The organism is Thermodesulfobacteriota bacterium, assembly GCA_040755095.1.
Classification (GTDB): Bacteria; Desulfobacterota; Desulfobulbia; order Desulfobulbales; family JBFMBH01; genus JBFMBH01.
The window spans coordinates 1-19806 of the sequence record JBFMBH010000042.1 but is presented as its reverse complement, the minus strand read 5'-3'; the positions used below and the strand labels follow the sequence as shown (position 1 = coordinate 19806).

Below are 19806 nucleotides of genomic sequence, written 5' to 3'. Positions count from 1 at the left end.
CCGTCACTTCTCCCGCAGCTCGATGACGCTGTCCCAGTCGGGCGACAGGTTCCGGCCGTGCAGCTTCTCGATCTCGGCAAGATAGAACAGAGACGGCCCGTCGTCTGGCCGGAGGGCCAGGGTCTGGCGGAAGGCCTGCTCGGCAGGAGCGAAGGCGCGCTCCTGGAAGAGGCGCAGGCCGGCGCCGAAGGATTGGCACCATGGTTGGCACGGCTCACGTTCGGACGGCGGGCCGATGATCTCGTGCACGTCCGCCCAATCCTGCAACCCCTTGAGGCGGAACCGGCCGACCCCCCGGCTGGCCACGAGGTCCGTTAGCGGTGCCAGGAATTCCCAGGTGGCCAGGAGGGAGGTGCCCAGGTACTTGTTCAGGCCCTCCAGGCGGAAGGCGAGATTGACGGACTCCCCGATCGCTGTGTAGTTGAAATGGGTGGAGCTGCCGAGATTGCCCACGCAGGCCTCTCCCTGGTGCAGGGCCACCCTGGTGTGCAGCCGCGGGCCGGCGGCCTGGGCATTGAACTGGGCGACCCGTTGCCGCAGCAGCAGCGCCGCGGCCAGCGCCCTCTGCTGGTGGTCGGTCTGGGGCTGCGGGGCATTCCAGATGGCGAAGATGGCGTCCCCGGCCAGGGCGATGACGGTGCCGTCGGTCTCATGGATGCTGGCGATGGCTGCCTCGTAATAGGCGTTGAGGTGCCGGATGAGGTGCTGGGCATCCATGTGCTCGGCGATGCCGGAGAAGTTGGTGATGTCTGAGGCGAGGATGCTGATCTGTTGGCGGATGCCGCCCGGCTGCAGCATCTCCGGATGCTGCCGGATGGCGGCCACCTGGCGGGGGGACAGATAGAGCGACAGGGAGCGGGCCAGGAGCTGGCTGTCCACGTGGCTGCGGACCGCGTGCGCCAGGATCGCCCAGGCCAGCGCCACCGGAGCCTGGATGCCGGTGACCACCAGCCACGGGTACCAGAGGTGAAGATAGCCGGGCAGGAGCAGCCCGACCCCGGATCCTGCGACCATCACCCCCGCCGCCATTCCGGAGGCCGCCAGCGGCGTGGTCCGGCAGAGGGCCCCGCCCAGGGCCGCACCCAGGACGAGACAGATCAGCCACTCCGCCAGCGGCGGCAGCCGGCGGAGCCACTCGCCACGGATCAGGTTGCAGAGCGCCGTGGCATGGATCTCCACGCCATCGAACCGGGGGCGGCCGCCGAAGAAAGGACTGAGGAAGGTGTCGGCGCGACCGGCGGGCACGGCCAGGGCGTGGGGAGCACCGACCAGGACGATCTTGCTGCGCAGCCGCGCGGCCGCATCCGGGTCGAGGGCGGCCACATAGGGGATGGTGGCGATGGTCTGCGGCGGGCCGTAGTAGTTGAGCCACCAGTCGGCCCAGGGCTGGACTGGCTCGGCCGTCGCCGGCCCGCCGGCCTCTTGGGCCGCGGCCCAGGCCAGGGTCGGCACCTGGTGGCCGCCCACCGTCAGGAGCGGCAGCAGCCGGCGGACCACGGTGTCGCTGTCCTGCGCCACCTCCACCACGCCGCTACCGGCGGCGGCCGCCTGCAGCTGGTCGGCGGGGGGACGGACCGCCAGCCCGGTGGCGATGGCCTGGTCGCCCACCTCCTGGAGATGGCTCCCCAGGATCACGGCGCCGTGGGTGGCCAGGGCCGCGGCCAGCACGGCATCCGCCTCCTGGGGCACGCTCATCACCAGGTCGAAGACCACGAGACGGGCCCCGGCGGCTTTGAGCTTTTCGACCAGCTGGGCGTGCCAGCGCCGATCCCATTCACAGACCGCGGCCTGTCCCAGCTCCTCGCCAGAGTCCTCATCCATGCTGACGATGGCGACCTCGTCCGGCCGGTCGATGGGCTGGAAGGAGAAGGGGAGATCGTAGCTGAGCCGGGTGAGGCCCGGGAAGATCAGCAGACAGAGCCCGCCGGCCACCGCGGTCAGGAGGCTGCCCAGCCAGGCGGTGCGGGGCGATCGATCCCAGCGGCCGAGGGCCATGGCCGATCACCGGGGACGGCCGGCGGCCCGGGAGCCCGGCCGCAGGCTTGGGATTGACCGTTGGCCACGACCATGGCCAACCATGCAGACACGGCAGGCCTGCCAACCCGGACCCCGGCGGCGCGCCTGCCCGGCGGGCAGCCGCCAGCGGCCGGTCCGGGGCCGTGAATCAAAAAGGAGCCAGGAGGAGATCATGCTGGAAGAAACGAGGTCGGTCATTCGTCGTCATCCCCAGGATCAATACGTACCGACGGGCAGCACCCTGACCTTGAGCGTCGAGGTCCAAGCCCGGCTGCGGGAAAGTCGCTTGTCCTACACCTGGTTCGCCAACGGCCGGCCCATTCCGGATCATGAAGGCCCGACGCTGACCATCGACGGGGTCACCGAGGAGCACGTGGGGCTGTACTGGTGTCTCGTCGTCTGGCATCCCAGCCCTGGCGGGAAGGCCAGCCGTGGCGGTCCAGTGATGGAGGCCAGCAGCATGGCCGCGGTGTCGGTCTATGGCGAGGGCTCCATCCTGGTCACCGGCGTGCCGTACCTGGGCGGTGGCGGAGCGCGTGCTGCCGCCGGCGGCTGTCCGGGGCCGGCGGCCGGCTATGTCGTGTTCTGGGGGCCCAACCGCCAGGGCTGGCGGCCGAACCCGGCGAGCGAGCGGGTGCTGGCCGCTGATCCGGACTGGCGCCCTGAGGTGTCCGGCTCGGGCGGCCTGGTCTGGATCCAGTCCTACGACAACGGCGTGCCTCGCCAAATCGACTGTAAGGAAAAGGTGCTGTTCATCAGGGACCGGAGCAAGGTGTACATCTTCGTGGCCTGGCTGCCGGCGCCCATGCCGGCCGCTTACAGCCTCCGTCTGGTGGGCTTCCGGCGCCCTTGACCTCCTCCGGCCCGGGTGCCCTTGTGGCCGGGCCGTGGGGCCTTCAGAACCGAACGCTCAGGCGGCCGAGCCAGGTCCGCTCGTGGGGCAGCTCGGAATACGGGGTCAGGGGGCTCAGCCGGTAGTCCTGATCGGTCAGGTTCCACAGGCCCAGGCTGGCATCCAGGTTGCGGCCGGCCAGGCGGTAGCCCAGCCAGGCATGGGCCTGCCAGAAGCCCTGGTCGGCCGGGGAGCTGCCGCTGGTCTGGCTGGTCCATTGGGCCTCGGCCGCGGCGTACCAGCCGCTGGCATGGTTGAAGCTCGCCCGCAGGCCGAGCTGCTGCAGCTCGCCGCGCCGGGCTTGCCGCGGGTAGAAGCCCGCGGCGGCGTTCAGGGCCGGATCTTCTGCCAGGCCGCCCAGGAACTGCTGGGTCACCTGGGAGCGGCTGAGCCGGTAAGCGACCCCCAACGCCCAGGCGTCGCCCAGCAGCTGGTGGACGGTGGCGGCCACCGTCCGTTCCCGGTAATCCAGATCAGCGGTCAGCCGGGACGGCACGGCCGGCAGGCCGAAGCTCACCTCGTCATAGGCGCCCAGGGTCTGGGAGGCCTCGGCCGCCAACAGCTCGGCGTGGAGGCCCAGATAGGTTCTGGTCGGCAGCTGGTGCTCGACGGCGCCCCCGGTCACGCTGTACCGGGTGCCGGGGATGGAGCCGTAAAGGGCTTCCGGGAGCAGGCTCCGGAAGGCCTGGGTGAAGCCGGCCACCTGGACCGGCTCCAGGCGAAGGCTCTGCTCCAGGCTGGCGCCGGTCAGGGCGCGGGCGTAGCCGGCCCGCAGGGTGGTGGCGGCGCCGGGCGACCAGATGAGGCCGAGCTTGGGGGCCAGCATCTCCTGGCGGTCGCCGTCCAGGGTCAGAGGCGGGTTGAGATAGTTGAGAGGCGAGCGGAGGTGCTCGTAAGCAAGCCCGAGCTGGAGGGTCACCGGGCTGGCCAGCCGCCAGTGGTGGTAGCCGTACAGGCTCAGCCACTCGCCCCGGGCATCCCCCTGCTGGTCGAGGACCGGCGACGGCAGCCAGGGCACGTAACTGGTCGGACTCTCCTGGCGGGCTGCACAGGCCATCTCCAGCCCCTGGCCCCGGAGCCCCAGGATGAGGGCCTGACGGCCATGGCCAGGGGTGGCGATGTGCTGCCACTCCCCGGAGATGACCTCCAGGTCCACCTCCGAGGCCTGACTCAGCCACAGGTTGGCGTCGACAAAGGGGGGGGAGACGTCCCGCAGCACATAGAAGCCGGGGCTCGACGGGTCGGCGGTGCCGAAACGGAGCCGATGGCGGAGCAGGCTGACCAGGACCAGGTCCTGCCGTTCTGGTCCGCCATCGTGGCGGTAGCCGGCGGCAAGAAAGGGCTCCTCCTGCTCCCGAAAGCGAAAGGTCGCAACCCCCTGGCTCGGGTCGGCAAGCTGGCGCAGGTCGCCCCCCTCCACGGCCGCCAGTTCGGCCAGGAGCAGCATGGTGTCGGCAGGGCGCAGCTGCTCTTTGAGCGTCAGGCGGAGCCGCCGCTCGGTCAGATCGTTGTTGGGCCGGAAGCCGTTCTCGGCGACAGCCAGGTGCTCGACGGCATAGCCGGTGCTCCGGGAGGTGCCGGCGATGGCGGCGGTCCACTGCCGGCTGCCGTGGTCGCTGGCCAGGGTGCTTAAGGCCAGGGTGGGGCGGTCCTGCTCGAAGAGTGGCGAGTACTCCTCCTGGGAGACGCTCCGAGCCAGGGTGCCCGCGCCCACCGGGGCAAGCAGATTGGCGAGGAGATACTCGCTGTGGGCCGCGGTCTCGTAGCGGAGATTGACCAGGCGCGGATCCCGCAGCTGCTCGTAGCTGTTGGCCAGGAAGAGGTGGGAGGAGAAGTTGGCGTAGTCGTCGGCCACCGCGGCCACGGCGGCGCGGAAGGCCACCTCCGGCAGGCCGGCATCCTGGTAGATCCGGGCCAGATTGGCGCCGCGCACCGCCCGATCCTGATCCAGGAGCAGGCGGGAGCGGTAGAGGGCGCGGTTGCGGTTCAGGGCCTTGGAGCGCTCGAGGTCAGCGATGGCCTCGTTCACCTCATTGGCCTGATGCCGGTTGAGGGCCGAGTACAGCCAGGGGGTCGGGTCCTCCGGATCGAGGCGGCGGGCCAGGTCCAGCTCCTGCTGGGCCTGGGCGAACTGGTGGTCGTCGCTGAGCGCCTTGCCCAGGTAGCTGCGGAAAAGGGCCCGGTGCGGCTCCAGGGCCGCGGCCACCAGCAGGTCCTCCCGGCCGGCCGCGGCTTCTCCCTGCCGGATCCGACACAGGCCGCGGCCCAGCCACGCCCGCCCCAGGCCGCCGTCGGCGGCGATCGCCCGCTCGAAGGCGGCGATGGCCAGGTCGATCTCGTTGTCGGCGCTGTGCAGGAAGCCTTCCATCGTCATGGCCTCCGGATGCTGGGGGGCCAGATGCACGGCCCGGGTCAGGGCGTCCTTGGCCTCGGCGATCTGGCCGAAGGAGAAGAAGAGCTCAGCCAGGCGGGTCCAGGCCAGCCCGCTGGCGGGCGCCAAGGCCACCGCGGCCCGGGCCGCGGCCAGGGCCTGGTCGAGCTCGGCCCGCGCCTGGTGGGCGTAGGACTGGGCCAGCCACTCGCTGGCCCAGCTCGGCGCGGGCAGCAGCTCCTGCTCCTCGCCCTGGATGCTGGCGATGAGCAGCGCGAGCGCCCGACCCAGGGCATCGTCCGCCGGCACCGTCTCCAGCAGCGCCGCCGCGGCATCCACCTCACCCACCACCAGCCAGAGGCCAGCCCGATAGAGGCGCTCGCTCCTGGTGGTCTCCCGGCCGGGGGGCGGGACCAGCCGCAACGCGGCCAGGAAGTCGCCGCGGCGGAAGGCGGCCAGGGACGCCGCCAGCGCCGCCGGCTCGCTGCCAGGCGGCCAGAGATCGTCCACCGCCAGCACCGCCGGGTAGTACAGACACCACTGCACCAACCCCCGGGTCTCGATGGCCGTTGCCGCGCGCCAGGGCAGCTGGCCGGCGACCGCGGCCCCCAGCTCGCCGCTTCCCAGGGTCACCTCGCCCAGGGCATTGTGCAGGCTCACCTGGCCGTCGATCACGGCAATCTCCACCCGCTCGCTCTCCACCCGGACCACGAATTCGGTGCCGCGGGTGGCTGCGGAGGCCAGACGATGCCGGAGGTCCAGCTCGATCATCCGGCCGCGGTTGAAGAAGTGGAACATCCCCTTGAGAAGATCGAGGACCGGGCGGCCGCTGTCCGGGGCCGGCGGGGCGATCCGGAGCCGGCTGTTGCCCCGCACCCGCAGCATCCCCTGCTGGGAGCAGCGCAGCATGGCCCGGGCCCGCGCCCCGGTGCGCAGCTGGTCCCCCGGCCGCAGCAGCTGGCCGGCGGCGGCCGGCTGCCAGTCCTCGGTACCGGCAGGTGCCCACTCCACCTCCCCTTCGACACTGAGGATCTGCAAGGACGACTCCTGGCTGGCAGAGGGAGTCTCCGCCCGGACGGCGGTGGTGGTGGCCAGGAGGCAAAGGAGAAGCAGCAGGCACCAGGCGGCCTTCACAGCCCATGCACCCGTCGATCGGACGGGGCTGGTCCGCCAAGTGCGGCATAAGAGGCTGGTGACGATCGCGGTCATGCCCGGAACACTGGGGGAAAGGGACGTGCGTGTTTCGGCGGTGTGGCGAGACCGAACCTCTGGATCAGGCGGCGGCCATTGCCGGGCATGGCCCGCCACCCGAAGGGTGCGGGATCCCGCCGGCTCCCGTCAAAGCCACGTTTTGTCTAACGCAGTCCAGGTCCGGCAGGCAAGAGGAATCTGCACCCTCCGGCTGTTCCCCGGCCAGAGCCCTCCCCGGGCAGCGCACCGCCGGGGGGTGGCCATCAATGCCCGTAGGCCGCGGCCGGAATCGGCACCGGGGCAGCGCTGCCTGGCGGCTGCCAGTGCAGCTCCAGGGTGGCGCTGCCCTTGCGCTGGAAGTACTGGATGAGCACGGGATACCAGCCCGGTTCCTGAATGCGGACCGAGACCGGATCGCTGGTGTGATCCTGGTGCACATGGGGATCGTCCAGGGCCAGCCGGCCGTCCAGGAAGAGCCGGAAGCCGTCGTTGGACCGGGACAGCAGCTGGTAGGTGCCGGGTGCTGCAAAATGGATGAGCCCGGACAGCTGCATGCCGACGCCCTGGACCTCACCGCTGTCGAACACCCGCCCGACGCCGAACCGGTGATCAAGATACGGGATGGCCGGTCCCGGCACCCCTTTGGCGATGGCCTCCTCGCCGACGGGCATCTCCTTGATATGCCGGTACAGCTGGTAGAAGTACAGCACTGCCAGCCCGGGCCGCACCTCGCCCGTGACCACCGGCGCCGGCGACAGGCCTTCCAGCACAGGAGGGGCGGCCGCCCCGGAGGCCTGTCCAGCCAGGCCGGAACAGGCTCCGCACCCCAGCACCAGCACCAGTATAAGGCCAAGCCCGGCGAGCGTGTCCCTGCCCCGACTTGCCCATCCCTCCTTCCCCGGGGCGCGCGCTGTCCGGTGCCAGCGGCTGGAGCCGGTGGCCGGGAGCACCGCACCGGGGGTAAGGCTCCCGCCGGTGGCGAACGGAGAATGGTCCCGGCCCGGCCCGCTACCGGGCCGGATCAGCTCTGGACGGGTGACGTCTATCCTGGACATCGTTCGCTCCTTCATCTTGACGGCAGGGGATGATTGTCTATACATAGTTTATACGGCGCGTCGGTTCTTTCAACCAGCAGGAGGTCACGGCCATGCAAGCCACTCTCAGAAAATGGGGCAACAGCGTTGGGCTGCGGATCCCGGCCGGTCTCTTGGCCGAGCTGCATCTGTCCGAGAATTCCATTGTCGATCTTCTGGTCGACAATGGCCGGCTCATTGTGGCGCCCGCACGAAAACGGAGCTGGAAGTATACGCTCTCGGAGCTGTTGGCCGGGGTGACAGAGGAGAACAGCCATCCCGAGACCGATTGGGGTGGACCGCAAGGAGACGAGGCCTGGTGAGCCCACATGATTTCTTTCCCAAACGCGGTGAGGTGATCATGGTGGATTTCGAACCGGTGCGTGGCCATGAACAGGGCGGTCATCGTCCGGCGCTGGTCTTGTCCGCCGACGACTACAACCGGATCGTCGGTCTGGCCGTCGTGGTCCCCATCACCTCCCAGGCCAAGGACTATCCCTTCGAGGTGAGGATCCCGCAGGGGCACAAGGTCAAAGGGGTGGTGCTGGTGGACCATGTCAAGAGCATTGACTGGCGGAAGAGAAACGCCCGGCCCTTCGATGTGCTGTCTGCCCAGCTCATGGAGGAGGTCGAGGAACGGCTGGGCCCCTTGATCTTGCCGTGACGCGGGGGCCGGCCGGCGTCAGGGCTGTTGTCCCTGGTGGCAGGTGGGGAAGGAGTGCCCCTACACGCCGGCCAGGGCCTCGTTCAGGGTGCGGGCCAGGTCCTGGCGGCGGGCGGCCAGCTCCGCGGCCATGGCGGCCTGCCGGGCCGGGCGCTCCGCCAGCAGCCGGTCGGCCAGGGCACACAGATCCGGCAGGGGGCTTGACCAGGGATCCACCAGGGCGTCGTCCCAGCCCGCCTCCTGGAAGAAGGTGGCGATCTTCTCACCGACGTCGAGGCCCAGGATGGGCACGTGGTGGCGCAGGGCAAAGGCGTTGGCATGGTGGCGCATGGAGACCACCAGGTCCAGGTGACGATAGAGATCCACCACCGAGTAGGGATGGAGGTCCGAGGGCAGGAGAGAGGCCTGGCCGGAACGGCGCATGCGGGCCAGCACCTGGCGGGCGATCTCGGCATCGCTCAGGATCACCCCGCCGCTGGCCAGGAAGTGGTGGGGGATGAAGACGAGGCCAGCGCCGTGGGCCGCGGTAACCAGTTGATCTACGACGCCGACCTGAACATCACCTGGTACGACTATTCGAACCCGTATTACGTGAACGGCCAGTATGTGGGCAGGTGGCAGGACCAGATGAACTGGGCGTCGAACCTGTCGGTGACCGTGAACGGGGTGACGTACGACGACTGGCGGCTGCCGTCGACGGTGGATGGGCCGTATGTCTGGGGCTATGACGGCAGCACCACGGCTGGCTACAACATCACGACGTCGGAAATGGGCCATCTCTACTATACAGAGCTGAGCAACAAGGGGTACTACGACACTTCGGGCAACGCTCCTCAACCCGGTTGGGGCTCGCAAAATGTGGGCCCATTTCAACATTTGACGTCGTACTGGTACTGGCCTGGCACGGAGTACGCTAGCTACCCGGCCAACGCCTGGTACTTCAGCCTGGGCTACGGCAACCAGGGCGCGGAGTACAAGGGCTACGACGGTTATGGCCTGGCCGTGCGCCCCGGGGATGTGGCCGCGCCGGTGCCTTTGCCCGCCACCGCGCTTCTTTTGGGCACGGGAATGGCAGGCCTTCTGGGGTGGAAGAGGGGCCGGCGCGGCGGTGGCGCTGGGGAATGAGGAGCCAAGGGCACGCGCCCCGGACGGTTGATGCTTCGGTGATTGGTGTCATTCGGTCAGGCCTTCGAGCACCATCAGGAGGCCAACCTCCTGGATCTTTGCCAGGAGCTTCGCGACCGCACCTACCGCCCCTCTCGTTCTGTCTGCTTCTTCGCCGAGCGCCCCAAGCTGCGGGAGATCTTCGCCGCCCCGTTCCGGGACCGCATCGTCCACCATGTCCTGGTGGCGGCCCTGGAACGGGTCTGGGAGCCGGTCTTCATCCACGACTCCTACGCCTGCCGCCGCGGCAAGGGCATCCACCGGGCGGCCCGACGCCTGGCCCAGTTCATCCGCCAGGTGACGGCCAACGGCACCCGGCCGGCGTGGTATCTCCAGCTCGACATCCAGAACTACTTCATGCGCATCGACCGCGCCATCCTCTACGACCTTCTCCTGCCCCGCCTGCCCACGGACAACCTGCGCTGGCTGGCCGCCACCCTCATCTTCCACGACTGCACCGCCGACCCCGAGATGCGGGCCGACCCGCGCCTGGTGGACCTGTTGCCGCCGGAAAAGACCCTGTTCCATGCCCCGGCCGGCATTGGGCTCCCCATCGGCAACCTGACCAGCCAGTTCTTCGCCAACGTCTACCTGAACCTTCTCGACCAGTTCGTGAAGCACTCCTTGCGCTGCCGCTTCTACCTGCGCTACTGCGACGACTTCGTCCTTCTGGCCGGAAGCCGCGACCAGCTTCTGGCCTGGCGGGCGGCCATCGCCGAGTTCCTCGCCTCCGCCCTGGCCCTGAACCTGAACCCCCGCCGCCAACGGCTGGGCCAGGCCAACGGCGGCATCGACTTCGTGGGCTACCTCGTCCGGGCCGACTACTCTCTCGTCCGGCGCCGGGTGGTGGGTAACCTGACCGCCCGGCTGCGCGCCGCCGAGCGGCACCTGGTCCGCATCCTCCCCGACGCCACCCGCTTCTCCTTCGACCTGCCCGCCCTCGACCGCCTGGTCGCGACCATCGCTTCCTTCCTGGGCCATGCCCGCCATGCCAACAGCCATCGCCTGGTGGCCGCCCTCTGGGAGCGCCACGCCTTTCTTGGCCGCTATTTTCTGCTGACCCCCGATCTCCATCGCCTCGTCCCCCGCTTCCGGCCGCCGGCCGGCATGGGGCGCGTGGCCAGCCAGTACCGCTTCTTTCGCTGGCGCTTCCCGGAGGCGGTGGTTTTCCTCCAGGTCGGCTCCTTCATCGAGTTTTTTTCGGCCCGGGACGAGGCCCTGGCGTCTGGTCTTGGCCTTTCCCCCATGGCCGCCAACCGTCGGGGCGCCCGCTACGGCTTCCCTTTCGCCCAGTTGCCCCGCCGCCGCGCCGCCGTCCTGGCCGCCGGCCGCCCCGTCCTCTTCGTGGCCGAGGCCGTCCCCTGGCACGCCAGCCCGGTTCCTCCCATTGGGGTCCCTTTGCTGGCGCCAGGGGCCCAGGCCGCCGCCCTTGGGGCAGGGCCTGGGCCGGCGCGATGGGAGCGCGACGCGGCCACCGGCCCCGCGTCCACCACCGCCATCCGGTCTGGCATCTTCCCGCCGGTGGCGGCAGCGTGCACCGCCATCAAGCCCCGCCTGCCGCTGTGGCTGGACGAACCCCGGCTGGCCGCCTGATGTCCATTCCTTTTCCCAGCCCCTCGACACCCACCACGGGTTTTGGTAGGCTCTGATCAACCGAATAAGGGCCAAGGGTGCGGTCGACCTTGCTTTGTCCGCATTCGGTTGGCATCACAACCATAAAGGAGAATCCAGCCGGTGCCGGGAACATGCCCCCGGCCAAGGAGGTGGTCATGGGCGACGAAATCACCCTCGGCGACGTCTGGAAGCTCTTCCAGGCTACGGACCGGAAGTTTCAGGAGACGGACCGGAAGTTTCAGGAGACGGACCGGAAGTTCCAGGAGACGGACCGCAAGATCAAGGAGGTGTCGGCCGCCATCGGTCGGCTGGGCAACCGGCTGGGCGACTTCGTGGAAGAGATGGTGCGGCCGGCGGTGGTGCGCCTGTTCCGGGAACGGGGCATCGAAGTGCACCAAGTCATCCGGGGGGTGAGCGTCGACCGGGACGGTGAGGCCATGGAAATCGATCTCCTGGTGGTGAACGAAGAGGAGGCGGTGGCGGTGGAGTGCAAAAGCACCTTGGCCGTGGATGACATCGCCTTGCACCTGGACCGTCTGTCCCGGTTCAAACGCCTGGCACCGCAGTACGCCACCCTCAAGCTCATGGGTGCGGTGGCAGCCATGGTGCTGCCGGACGAGGTGGCCCGGCACGCGCACCGCCAGGGGCTCTTCGTTCTCGCCCAGAGCGGCGAGACGGTGATCATCCGAAATGATGCCGGCTTCGTGCCGAGCGTCTGGTGAAGACGGCGGCGGGGAGGTGCTCTCTGGTGGGAGCGGTCCCCAGGCCGCGCGGTCGGGCATGTTCCGGGACGTTGATGCAGGGAGTGCAAGACAGCCGGCAGCTAACACTTCCGGTGACGACGTTCGATTGGCGGCCAAGCACTCTCGGCACCAACGTAGCTCACCCGGGTGCGCAGCACCCAGGGTTCCTGGTGCTTCCGGACCTTGGCGCCAGTCCCCACACTCTGGTTGTCGACGGCATAGAAGTCGCCCCAGGAGTCGGTGGCCACCGCGCGCCAGTAGGCAACAGTGCCTTCCTTGCGTGATGATGCCGGAGGGGTCGATCCGGCGGAGCAGACGGTTGCCATCGTCGGCAAAGAAGACGTTGCCCACCGGGTCGACGGCGATGCTGTAGGGATTGGAGATCAGGGCCCGGGTGGCGGGGATCTCGTCGCCGTTGTGGCCTGAGCAGCCGTCGCTGGTGCAGGTGCCGGCGATGGTGGTGATGGTGCCGTCGGGGGTCACCTTGCGGATGCGGCTGTTGGAGCGGTCGGCGAGGTAGAGGCTGCCGTTCTCTGTCCAGGGCCAGGCCGCGGACGTCCTGCAGGCGTACCTCCCGGGCCGGGCCGCCGTCACCGGGAGGCTACGGGACGTCGCGGGACGGCAGATGGGTGCCTGAAAATGGGTTTGAGTTCCATAGCACACCTCCTTCCGGTCAGATGAGGAAAGTCGGTGGTGGAACAACGCTTCTCACAACCTTCGGGGTGTGAACTTCTCTTCTCATGAACGTTAGCCAGGAGGTCGGTGAGGGTGCGGGGTTCGTCCGGGGGGCGCTGCCGTATCGTCAAGGGCTGTCGGCGTGTCGTTCACCGGGGCTACGGAAATGGTGACCTGGGCGGGCGAGGAGCTGGCGTTGCCGTCAATCAGGCAAAGGGGGGGCTAAACGGTCCAGTCACGATCTGTATGGGCTGCCAGACACCCTCCGCACGAACGTCCCCCTGCCCATGCCCAGGGCGACCTCCTCGCAGCCCGCGCTTGCCGCCGGTGTCCTTGGCGGCGGCTGGGGCAGGGAGCTTACAGACCGGCCAGGGCCTCGTTCAGGGTGCGGGCCAGGTCCTGGCGGCGGGCGGCCAGCTCCGCGGCCATGGCGGCCTGCCGGGCCGGGCGCTCCGCCAGCAGCCGGTCGGCCAGGGCACACAGATCCGGCAGGGGGCTTGACCAGGGATCCACCAGGGCGTCGTCCCAGCCCGCCTCCTGGAAGAAGGTGGCGATCTTCTCACCGACGTCGAGGCCCAGGATGGGCACGTGGTGGCGCAGGGCAAAGGCGTTGGCATGGTGGCGCATGGAGACCACCAGGTCCAGGTGACGATAGAGATCCACCACGGTGTAGGGATGGAGGTCCGAGGGCAGGAGAGAGGCCTGGCCGGAACGGCGCATGCGGGCCAGCACCTGGCGGGCGATCTCGGCATCGCTCAGGATCACCCCGCCTTGGGCCAGGAAGTGGTGGGGGATGAAGACGAGGCCAGCGCCGTGGGCCGCGACAAGATGGTCGGCCAGCCCGGCCAGGAGGTCCAGGGCCTCGCCCATGCGGGGGGTGAGGCTGCGGCTGGGGGCATCCCGGCGCTCCAGCCGCCGGCGCCAGGGATTGTAGTGCAGCGGCGCGAAGAAGCAGTCCCGGAGGGCCAGGCCCACCAGGGGGCGGCGGCCGGGCAGCTCCCCAGCCGGGAAGGTCAGGTGGGCCGGGGTGCCGTTGAGATGCAGGGTGGGCTCGGCACCCAGGAGAAAGCGGGGACTGGGGCCGGCCATGGTGGTGAGGTTGGCCAGGGAGCGGCGGTTGCGGGCGATGATCCGGGTAGCCCGGCCGGCCAGGAGGCTCCGGGCCGCCAGCCGGTTGCTGGGCCTGGTCAGGGCCTCGGCCTCGATGCCGCAGAAGAGAACCGGCTTGCCCAAGGCCCGGGCCAGGCCGGTACGCAAGGCCCAGTACTGGGGCAGGAAGGGGATGACGCTTTCGGACAGGGCGACATCGCCGCAGACGATGACCAGATCCGCCCGGGCCATGGCCCTGGCTGCGGAGAAGGGGTGCTGTTCCGGCAGCACCTGGATGGCGTCGGGCAGCTCGGCCAGCACCCGGGTCATGCGCTCCCGGTGCCAGGCCGAGACTACGAAGCGCGCTCGCCCGAGATGGCGGCGGCACAGCTCGATCACCGCCAGCACGATGGCCTCGGCACCGATGTTGCCCAGGCTGCCGGCACCGGCCAGGAACACGGTCTTCATGCCGGCCCTCCGGCGCGGTTGGCGTCCAGCCACAAGACGAGGTGCATCATGGCCCACAGGGCATGGCTGTGGTTGGCCCGGCCAGCCTCGTGCTCGGCCAGGAGGCCCTGGACAGCGGCGGCCTGGAACAGGCCATGCCGGCCCAGGCGGGCCGGCGCCAGGGTGTCGTGGAGCAGCTCCCGCCAGCGCCGGCGCTTGAACCACTTCTGGTAGGGCATGTTGAGCCCCTTCTTGACCCGGGTCCGGATCGATTCCGGCAGCAGGCCTTTGAGGCCATGGCGGAGCGGCCGCTTGTTGGCCAGGCCCCGGATCTTCACCGGCGAGGGGATGCGGAAGGCGGCCTCCACCAGATCGACATCCAGGAACGGCACCCGGATCTCCATGGTGTGGGCCATGCTCATGCGGTCGGCCCGCAGGAGGAGATCGTCCACCAGGTGCAGCCGGCAGTCGGTGGCCATGAGCCGGTTCAGGAGATCCCGGCCCGGGATGCTGGCCAGGACCGCCTCATAGAGGGCGGCGCTGTCCGGCCGGGGCACGGTGGCCAGAAAGCCCGGATCCAGGATCCGGCGCTTGTCGGCATCACTCATGGCCGCCCGCCACCAGCAGTGGGCCGCAGCCGGGGACAGGCCGGCGCCGGCGGTGAAGCGCCGCAGCTTCAGATCCAGGCTGACCTTGCGGTCCGAGACCGGCAGCCGGCTGGCCAAAGCCGCCAGGCCCCGCTGGATGGGCGCCGGCAGCCAGGAGTATAGGGGGCTCAGGTGCCGGGCCTGGTAGGTCTCGTAGCCGCCAAGGGTCTCGTCCGCACCCTCCCCGGACAAAAGCACCGTCACCTTGGGGCTTGCCAGCCGGCAGATATGGTAGATGGGAATGGCTGAGCCCTCGCAAAAGGGCTCATCGAAGAAATAGGCGATCTCGGCCAGGCTGCCGGCGATGGTGTCCTCATCAAGCACCAGCTCGTGGTGGCGGCTGCCCAGGCGCTGGGCCATGAGCCGGGAGTATCGGCTCTCGTCAAAGGACTCCTCGGCAAAGACGATGGCAAAGGTGTTGAGCTGCTCGGGGGCAATCTCCCGGGTCAAGGCGGCGATGGCGCTGGAGTCCACCCCGCCGGACAGGAGCACCCCCACCGGCACGTCGGCCATCAGCCGCCGGGCCACGGCCCGGCGCAAGAGGGTCATGACCTCGCCGGCCGCCTCCGCCAGGGAGGGCGGTGGTGTCGCTTCCGCCAGGGGCAGCTGCCAGTAGGTGCCGGTGGTCAGGCGGCCGTTCTCGGCCTTCAGGAAGCTGGCCGGGGCCAGCTCGGCGATCTCCTGATAGACGGTGCCGGGCCGGGGCACGAACTGCAAGGCGAGGTAGTCGGCCAGGGCCTGGGGGGAGAGGGTCCGCCCCACCTGGGGCAGGGCGGTGAGGGCCTTGATCTCGGAAGCGAAGAAGAGGGTGCCCTTGGCCTGGGTGTAGAACAGGGGCTTCACCCCCAGGTGGTCCCGGGCCAGAAGGAGGCGGTTCGCCCGGCGGTCGTAGAGGGCAAAGGCGAACATGCCCCGCAGCCGGGCCAGGAAGCCTTCCTGCTCCTCCTCATAGAGGTGAAGCAGGCACTCCAGGTCCCCCTGGGTGCGGAAGCGGTGGCCGCGGCCTTCCAGGTCCTGGCGCAGGGTGCGCCAGTTGTAGATCTCGCCGTTGCCCACCAGCACCAGGCTGCCGTCCTCGTTGGCCAGCGGCTGGCGGGAGCCGGCCAGATCAAGGATGGGCAGCCGCCGGCAGGCAAGGCCCGCCGGCCCCTCCTGCCACTGGCCGTCCTCCCGGCCCCGGTGGCGGATGGCGGCGAGCATGGCCGCCAGGTCGCCTTCCCGGGCCGGCTCGCCGGCCGGGGCGGTCAGATAGCCGCAGATGCCGCACACGGTGCCGGTGGGCGAGCCTTAACGGCGGTCGCCCAGGAAGTGGAGGAGCATGAGGAAGAGGTTGACGAAGTCCAGGTACAGCTGCAGGGCGCCCTGGATGGCTGCGCCGTGCACCGTCCGCTCGTCGCCGAGGATGCTGCTTGCGCCCAGCTGGTAGAGCTTCTGGACGTCGTAGGCGGCAAGGCCGGTGAAGACCAGGACGCCGATGCCCGAGATCACCCAGCTCATCATGGGGTTGCCCAGGAAGAGGTTGACCAGGGAGGCCAGGATGAGGCCAAAGAGGCCCATGCGCAAGAAGGCGCCAAAGGAGGTCAGATCCTTTCTGGTGACAAAGCCGTAGACCGCGGCACCGGCGAACATGCCGCCGCTGACGAAGAAGGTGGAGGCCACCGACACCCCGGTGTAGAGCAGGAAGACCGAGGCCAGGGTGAGGCCATTCAGGATCGCATAGGTCGCAAATAGGAGGCTGGCGGCCTGGCGGGGCAGCCGCTGCACCCGGCTGGCGATGGCGATGACGAGGCCGATCTCGGCGGCGATCAGGCCATAGAACACCAGCCGGTTGCCGAAGATGATGGCCAGCGCCGCCGGCGACTGGGCGACCAGATAGGCGGTAAGCCCGGTGAGACCGAGGCCGACGGCCATCCAGTTGAAGACCTTGGCCAGAAACAAAGTGGCGGCATTGGCCTGGGGCTGCGGAATGGCGATGGGACGAGACATGCTCACGAACGGATCCTCCTCAGTTGGGATCATACGGGGAAGCCGGTGCCGCAAAAACGACCTGGTGCCGGGACAGCAGCTCAGTATAAACGGCTTTCGCCGGGAAGGAAACAGCATGGCCGGAGGCCAACCGGGCACTGCTACCGCTCTTGGCTCAGGAGCCAGGCCCCGGTGGCGCGGATCTGCACAGGCAGACCGTCCAGCTCGAAGCTGTCGCCGTCGGCATCGGTCAGAATGAGAGCGCTCCGGACCGGGAGGCTCCGGGCCGCATCGGCCAGGGCGCGGATCTCCCGCTCCCGGGTGGTGGCGTGGGCCAGGTGCTGCACCACCTGGATCAGCTGGCCCCGTTCCGGCAGGAAGAAGTCCACTTCAAAACCGCCTGGTGTCGTGGCGTAGTAGATCTCCCTGGTCTGCTGGCGCAGGGCGAGGAATACCAGATTCTCCAGCAGCTTGCCGGTGTTGGGCGCAAAGGAAAAACCGACGGTGTGGGCCAGGCCGGTGTCGATGCAGTAGATCTTCTTGGCGGCAATCTGCTGCCGTTTCAGCGAAAAATCATAGACGTTGAGCGTGAAGATGAGCCAGCTGTTGGCCAGGTAGTCAACAAAGCTCTTGACGGTATTGACGCTGCCCAGCCGCAGCTGATTCTTGAGCTTGTTGAAGGAGATGCTGCCGGCCGGATTGCTCATCAAGCTGAAGGCCAGCTCCTTCAAGGCCGTAACCGCGTCGATCCGATAGCGGGTGGCGATGTCACGGTAGAGAACATCGTCGTAGAGGGTGCGCAACAGGTTGAGATCCGGGTACTTGAGGGCATCGGGGATGCCCCCGGCTTGCAGATAGGCTGCCAGCACTTTGTTGAGATTGGCGCTGGTCACCGTGGTCATGCGCTCGAGATCCGGAATCGTCTCTTTCTGGAAAAGGAGGTATTCGGCAAAGGAAAAAGGAAAGAGCTCGACAGGCACATAACGTCCGGTCAGCCGAGAGCCCAGTTCGCGGCTCAGCAGCGCGGCGTTGGAGCCGGAGATGTAGAACTTGTGCCCCAGATCCATGAAACGGCGTACGACATGTTCCCAACCTGGGACGTTTTGCACCTCATCCAGGATGAAGGTGGTGCGCGCGCCAAAGGTTTCCACCAGCACCTGGTAGAGGTCGTGGGCGTCTTCGGCCGTGAATCCCAGGAAGCGGTCGTCCTCGAAGTTGAGGTAGTAGAACCTGTCCTCGCCGAGCCGATGCGCCCACTGCGCCAAGAGGGTCGATTTGCCGACCCGGCGCAGACCGGAAACGATGACCGCGTGGGGTGAGGCTGCGGCGCGCTCCACGTCTGCGAGACGTCCGCGCAGGACGCCCTGGTCCCGCTGCCAGAAGGCGGCGAACTGTTCCAGCAGCATGGCCCTGATCTGTTCCTTCGGCCGGCGTGCCTTCCAACTGTTTTCGTTCATGGTGAAATCATAGCGGGGATTGTTTTCATCGTCGACGAAAGATCGGCAGGGAAGGGACCCCGGCCGGCGGCCGGGCTCAACTGCGGCGGCTCTGGCTGATGAGCAGCACCGCGGCCATGGAGGCCACCCGCAGGCCCCGCTCGTGACCGAGCGCTTCCGCCTCGCTCTCCCGGCAGATGTCGGCCGGCGGCGTGGCGGCGGTATCCAGGAGCTGCGTCCAGATCTGCCCGGCCGGCGGCGGCGGCAGGAGGAAGGTCTGGGCTCGGGGATCGCAATTGCAGGCGAAGAAGAAGTCGGCATCCCGGGGCTTGCTGGCCGCCCCTTGAAGGTGGGCGGCCAGGCAGCGGTTGTACGGCGCCCAGTTCGGTGGGCCCGCCAGGCCGTGCCAGCTGATCTCCCCCTGGGGGGGAAAGAAGGTCTGCCGTCGCAGCACCGGATGGCGGTGCCGCAGGTCGATGAGGAGCCGGAAGAAGCGGGTGAGGTGGCGGTTGCGGCCGGCCAGCTCCCAGTCCACCCAGCCTGTCGGATTGTCCTGGCAATAGGGGTTGTTGTTGCCGTCTTGGCTGCGGCCGAATTCATCCCCGGCCGGGAACATGGGCACCCCCTGGGCCAGGAAGAGGATGGCGGCGAGGGTCTTGAGCCTGCGGGCGCGCAGCCGCAGCACCCGGTGGCTGCGGCTGGGGCCTTCGGCGCCGCTGTTCCAGGACAGGTTGTGGTCGGTGCCGTCCCGGTTGCCCTCGCCGTTGGCCTGGTTGTGCTTCCGGTTGTAGCTGACCAGGTCCTGGAGGGTGAAGCCGTCGTGGCAGGTGATGAAGTTGATGCTGCTGGTTGGCCGGCGGCCGGATACCGCGTAAAGGTCCGAGCTGCCGGCCAGGCGGGTGGCCAGGTCCGCGGCGCCATTGCCCTGGCCGCAGAGAAAGGCCCGGACGTCGTCCCGGAAGCGGCCGTTCCACTCCGCCCAGGCGGGGTGGCCGCCGAAGGAGCCCACCTGGTAGAGGCCGGCGGCATCCCACGGCTCGGCGATGATTTTTGTGTGCGCCAGGAGCGGATCGGCGGCGATCTCCTCCGCCAGGGGGGAGGCGGGCAGCACCTGGCCCTGGGCGCCTCGATAGAAGATCGACGCCAGATCGAAGCGGAAGCCGTCCACGTGCATCTCCAGGACCCAGTAGCGCAGGCAGTCCAGGATCAGCTGTCGGACCACCGGCTGCTGGCAGGCCAGGGTGTTGCCGCAGCCGGTGAGGTCCCGGTAGGCCCCCGAGGCCGAGTCGACCAGGTAGTGGATCCGGTTGTCCACCGGCGCCAGGACCGGCAGTCGGGGCGCGATGTGGCCGGTGTGGTTGAAGACCACGTCCAGGATCACCTCGATGCCGGCCCGGTGCAGGGCCAAGACCATGGCCTTGAATTCCCGGACGGCACCGCCCGGCGCGCGGTCGGCGGCATAGGCGGCCTTGGGCGCGAAGAAGGCCAGCGGGTTGTAGCCCCACAGGTCCTTCAACGGCTGGCGGCTGACCGGATCCTGGAAGGGATTGGCGTTCTCGTCGAACTCGAAGACCGGCAGAAGCTCCACAGCAGTGATGCCCAGCCGGCGCAGATACGGGATCTTTTCCACCAGGCCCAGATAGGTGCCGGGATGCTCCACCCGGGCGCTGGGATGGCGGGTGAAGCCCCGGACGTGCAGCTCGTAGATGATCGTCTCCGACCAGGGAAGGCGCAAGGGACGATCACCCTGCCAGTCGAAGGTGCCGTCGGGCACCAGGCATAACGGGGCGCGGCCCCAAGGGGCTGCCTGGCCCCAGGT

Annotated in this window: 15 protein-coding genes; 6 read left to right on the top strand and 9 right to left on the bottom strand. The window is 68.8% G+C overall.

All coding sequences use genetic code 11. From position 1 onward, the window contains the following. Nucleotides 1-3: 3 nt before the first annotated feature. Nucleotides 4-1995, bottom strand: coding sequence for an adenylate/guanylate cyclase domain-containing protein (locus AB1634_08395; GenBank protein ID MEW6219541.1), 1992 nt, complete (start codon nt 1993-1995; stop codon nt 4-6). Nucleotides 1996-2188: 193 nt separating this feature from the next. Here AB1634_08395 and AB1634_08390 point away from each other — a divergent pair, with 193 nt between their 5' ends. Further along, complete coding sequence (locus AB1634_08390) at nt 2189-2869, top strand: immunoglobulin domain-containing protein (GenBank protein ID MEW6219540.1); 681 nt, start codon at nt 2189-2191, stop codon at nt 2867-2869. 43 nt (nt 2870-2912) lie between these two features. Here AB1634_08390 and AB1634_08385 read toward each other — a convergent pair whose 3' ends face one another. Continuing rightward, nucleotides 2913-6413 carry a TonB-dependent receptor gene (locus AB1634_08385; protein ID MEW6219539.1) on the bottom strand — a complete coding sequence of 1167 codons (3501 nt, stop codon included), beginning with the start codon at nt 6411-6413 and terminating at the stop codon, nt 2913-2915. Between the two features lie 320 nt (nt 6414-6733). Beyond that, nucleotides 6734-7240 carry a PA14 domain-containing protein gene (locus AB1634_08380; GenBank protein ID MEW6219538.1) on the bottom strand — a complete coding sequence of 169 codons (507 nt, stop codon included), beginning with the start codon at nt 7238-7240 and terminating at the stop codon, nt 6734-6736. Between the two features lie 377 nt (nt 7241-7617). Between AB1634_08380 and AB1634_08375 the strand changes: the two genes are divergently transcribed. After that, on the top strand, nt 7618-7866 hold the full coding sequence (locus tag AB1634_08375; GenBank protein MEW6219537.1) for an AbrB/MazE/SpoVT family DNA-binding domain-containing protein: 249 nt from the start codon (nt 7618-7620) through the stop codon (nt 7864-7866). Then, complete coding sequence (locus AB1634_08370; GenBank protein ID MEW6219536.1) at nt 7863-8207, top strand: type II toxin-antitoxin system PemK/MazF family toxin; 345 nt, start codon at nt 7863-7865, stop codon at nt 8205-8207. The genes AB1634_08375 and AB1634_08370 overlap by 4 nt, the downstream gene beginning before the upstream one ends. A gap of 60 nt (nt 8208-8267) precedes the next feature. On the opposite strand, the gene AB1634_08365 is transcribed toward AB1634_08370, so the two are convergent. After that, nucleotides 8268-8675 carry a polysaccharide pyruvyl transferase family protein gene (locus AB1634_08365; protein MEW6219535.1) on the bottom strand — a complete coding sequence of 136 codons (408 nt, stop codon included), beginning with the start codon at nt 8673-8675 and terminating at the stop codon, nt 8268-8270. A 21-nt stretch (nt 8676-8696) separates the two neighbouring features. Between AB1634_08365 and AB1634_08360 the strand changes: the two genes are divergently transcribed. From AB1634_08360 to AB1634_08350, 3 genes are all read left to right on the top strand, one after another. Then, complete coding sequence (locus AB1634_08360; protein MEW6219534.1) at nt 8697-9332, top strand: hypothetical protein; 636 nt, start codon at nt 8697-8699, stop codon at nt 9330-9332. Nucleotides 9333-9377: 45 nt separating this feature from the next. Then, nucleotides 9378-10964 (top strand): reverse transcriptase/maturase family protein, encoded by a 1587-nt coding sequence (locus AB1634_08355; GenBank protein MEW6219533.1) that lies wholly within the window; start codon nt 9378-9380, stop codon nt 10962-10964. A 176-nt stretch (nt 10965-11140) separates the two neighbouring features. Continuing rightward, complete coding sequence (locus AB1634_08350; GenBank protein MEW6219532.1) at nt 11141-11707, top strand: DUF3782 domain-containing protein; 567 nt, start codon at nt 11141-11143, stop codon at nt 11705-11707. Nucleotides 11708-12760: 1053 nt separating this feature from the next. Here the strand turns inward: AB1634_08350 and AB1634_08345 are convergent. The 5 genes from AB1634_08345 to AB1634_08325 form a co-directional block, all read right to left on the bottom strand. Continuing rightward, nucleotides 12761-13960, bottom strand: a complete 1200-nt coding sequence (locus AB1634_08345; protein ID MEW6219531.1) for a polysaccharide pyruvyl transferase family protein — start codon at nt 13958-13960, stop codon at nt 12761-12763. Next, nucleotides 13957-15855, bottom strand: coding sequence for an asparagine synthase (glutamine-hydrolyzing) (gene asnB / locus AB1634_08340; protein ID MEW6219530.1), 1899 nt, complete (start codon nt 15853-15855; stop codon nt 13957-13959). The genes AB1634_08345 and asnB overlap by 4 nt, the downstream gene beginning before the upstream one ends. Before the next feature lie 18 nt (nt 15856-15873). Beyond that, nucleotides 15874-16572 carry a Bax inhibitor-1/YccA family protein gene (locus AB1634_08335; GenBank protein ID MEW6219529.1) on the bottom strand — a complete coding sequence of 233 codons (699 nt, stop codon included), beginning with the start codon at nt 16570-16572 and terminating at the stop codon, nt 15874-15876. A 140-nt stretch (nt 16573-16712) separates the two neighbouring features. Further along, nucleotides 16713-17957 (bottom strand): ATP-binding protein, encoded by a 1245-nt coding sequence (locus AB1634_08330; protein MEW6219528.1) that lies wholly within the window; start codon nt 17955-17957, stop codon nt 16713-16715. A 127-nt stretch (nt 17958-18084) separates the two neighbouring features. After that, nucleotides 18085-19806: alpha-amylase family glycosyl hydrolase (locus AB1634_08325; GenBank protein MEW6219527.1), on the bottom strand; the 1722-nt coding region annotated here is incomplete at its 5' end.

What these genes read in the sequence shown, in the direction of transcription:
- AB1634_08330 (MEW6219528.1), bottom strand. Translation starts at nt 17,957, where the DNA reads ATGCTGCTGGAACAGTTCGCCGCCTTCTGGCAGCGGGACCAGGGCGTC.
- AB1634_08395 (MEW6219541.1), bottom strand. Translation starts at nt 1,995, where the DNA reads ATGGCCCTCGGCCGCTGGGATCGATCGCCCCGCACCGCCTGGCTGGGC.
- AB1634_08375 (MEW6219537.1), top strand. Translation starts at nt 7,618, where the DNA reads ATGCAAGCCACTCTCAGAAAATGGGGCAACAGCGTTGGGCTGCGGATC.
- AB1634_08345 (MEW6219531.1), bottom strand. Translation starts at nt 13,960, where the DNA reads ATGAAGACCGTGTTCCTGGCCGGTGCCGGCAGCCTGGGCAACATCGGT.
- AB1634_08335 (MEW6219529.1), bottom strand. Translation starts at nt 16,572, where the DNA reads ATGTCTCGTCCCATCGCCATTCCGCAGCCCCAGGCCAATGCCGCCACT.
- AB1634_08390 (MEW6219540.1), top strand. Translation starts at nt 2,189, where the DNA reads ATGCTGGAAGAAACGAGGTCGGTCATTCGTCGTCATCCCCAGGATCAA.
- AB1634_08350 (MEW6219532.1), top strand. Translation starts at nt 11,141, where the DNA reads ATGGGCGACGAAATCACCCTCGGCGACGTCTGGAAGCTCTTCCAGGCT.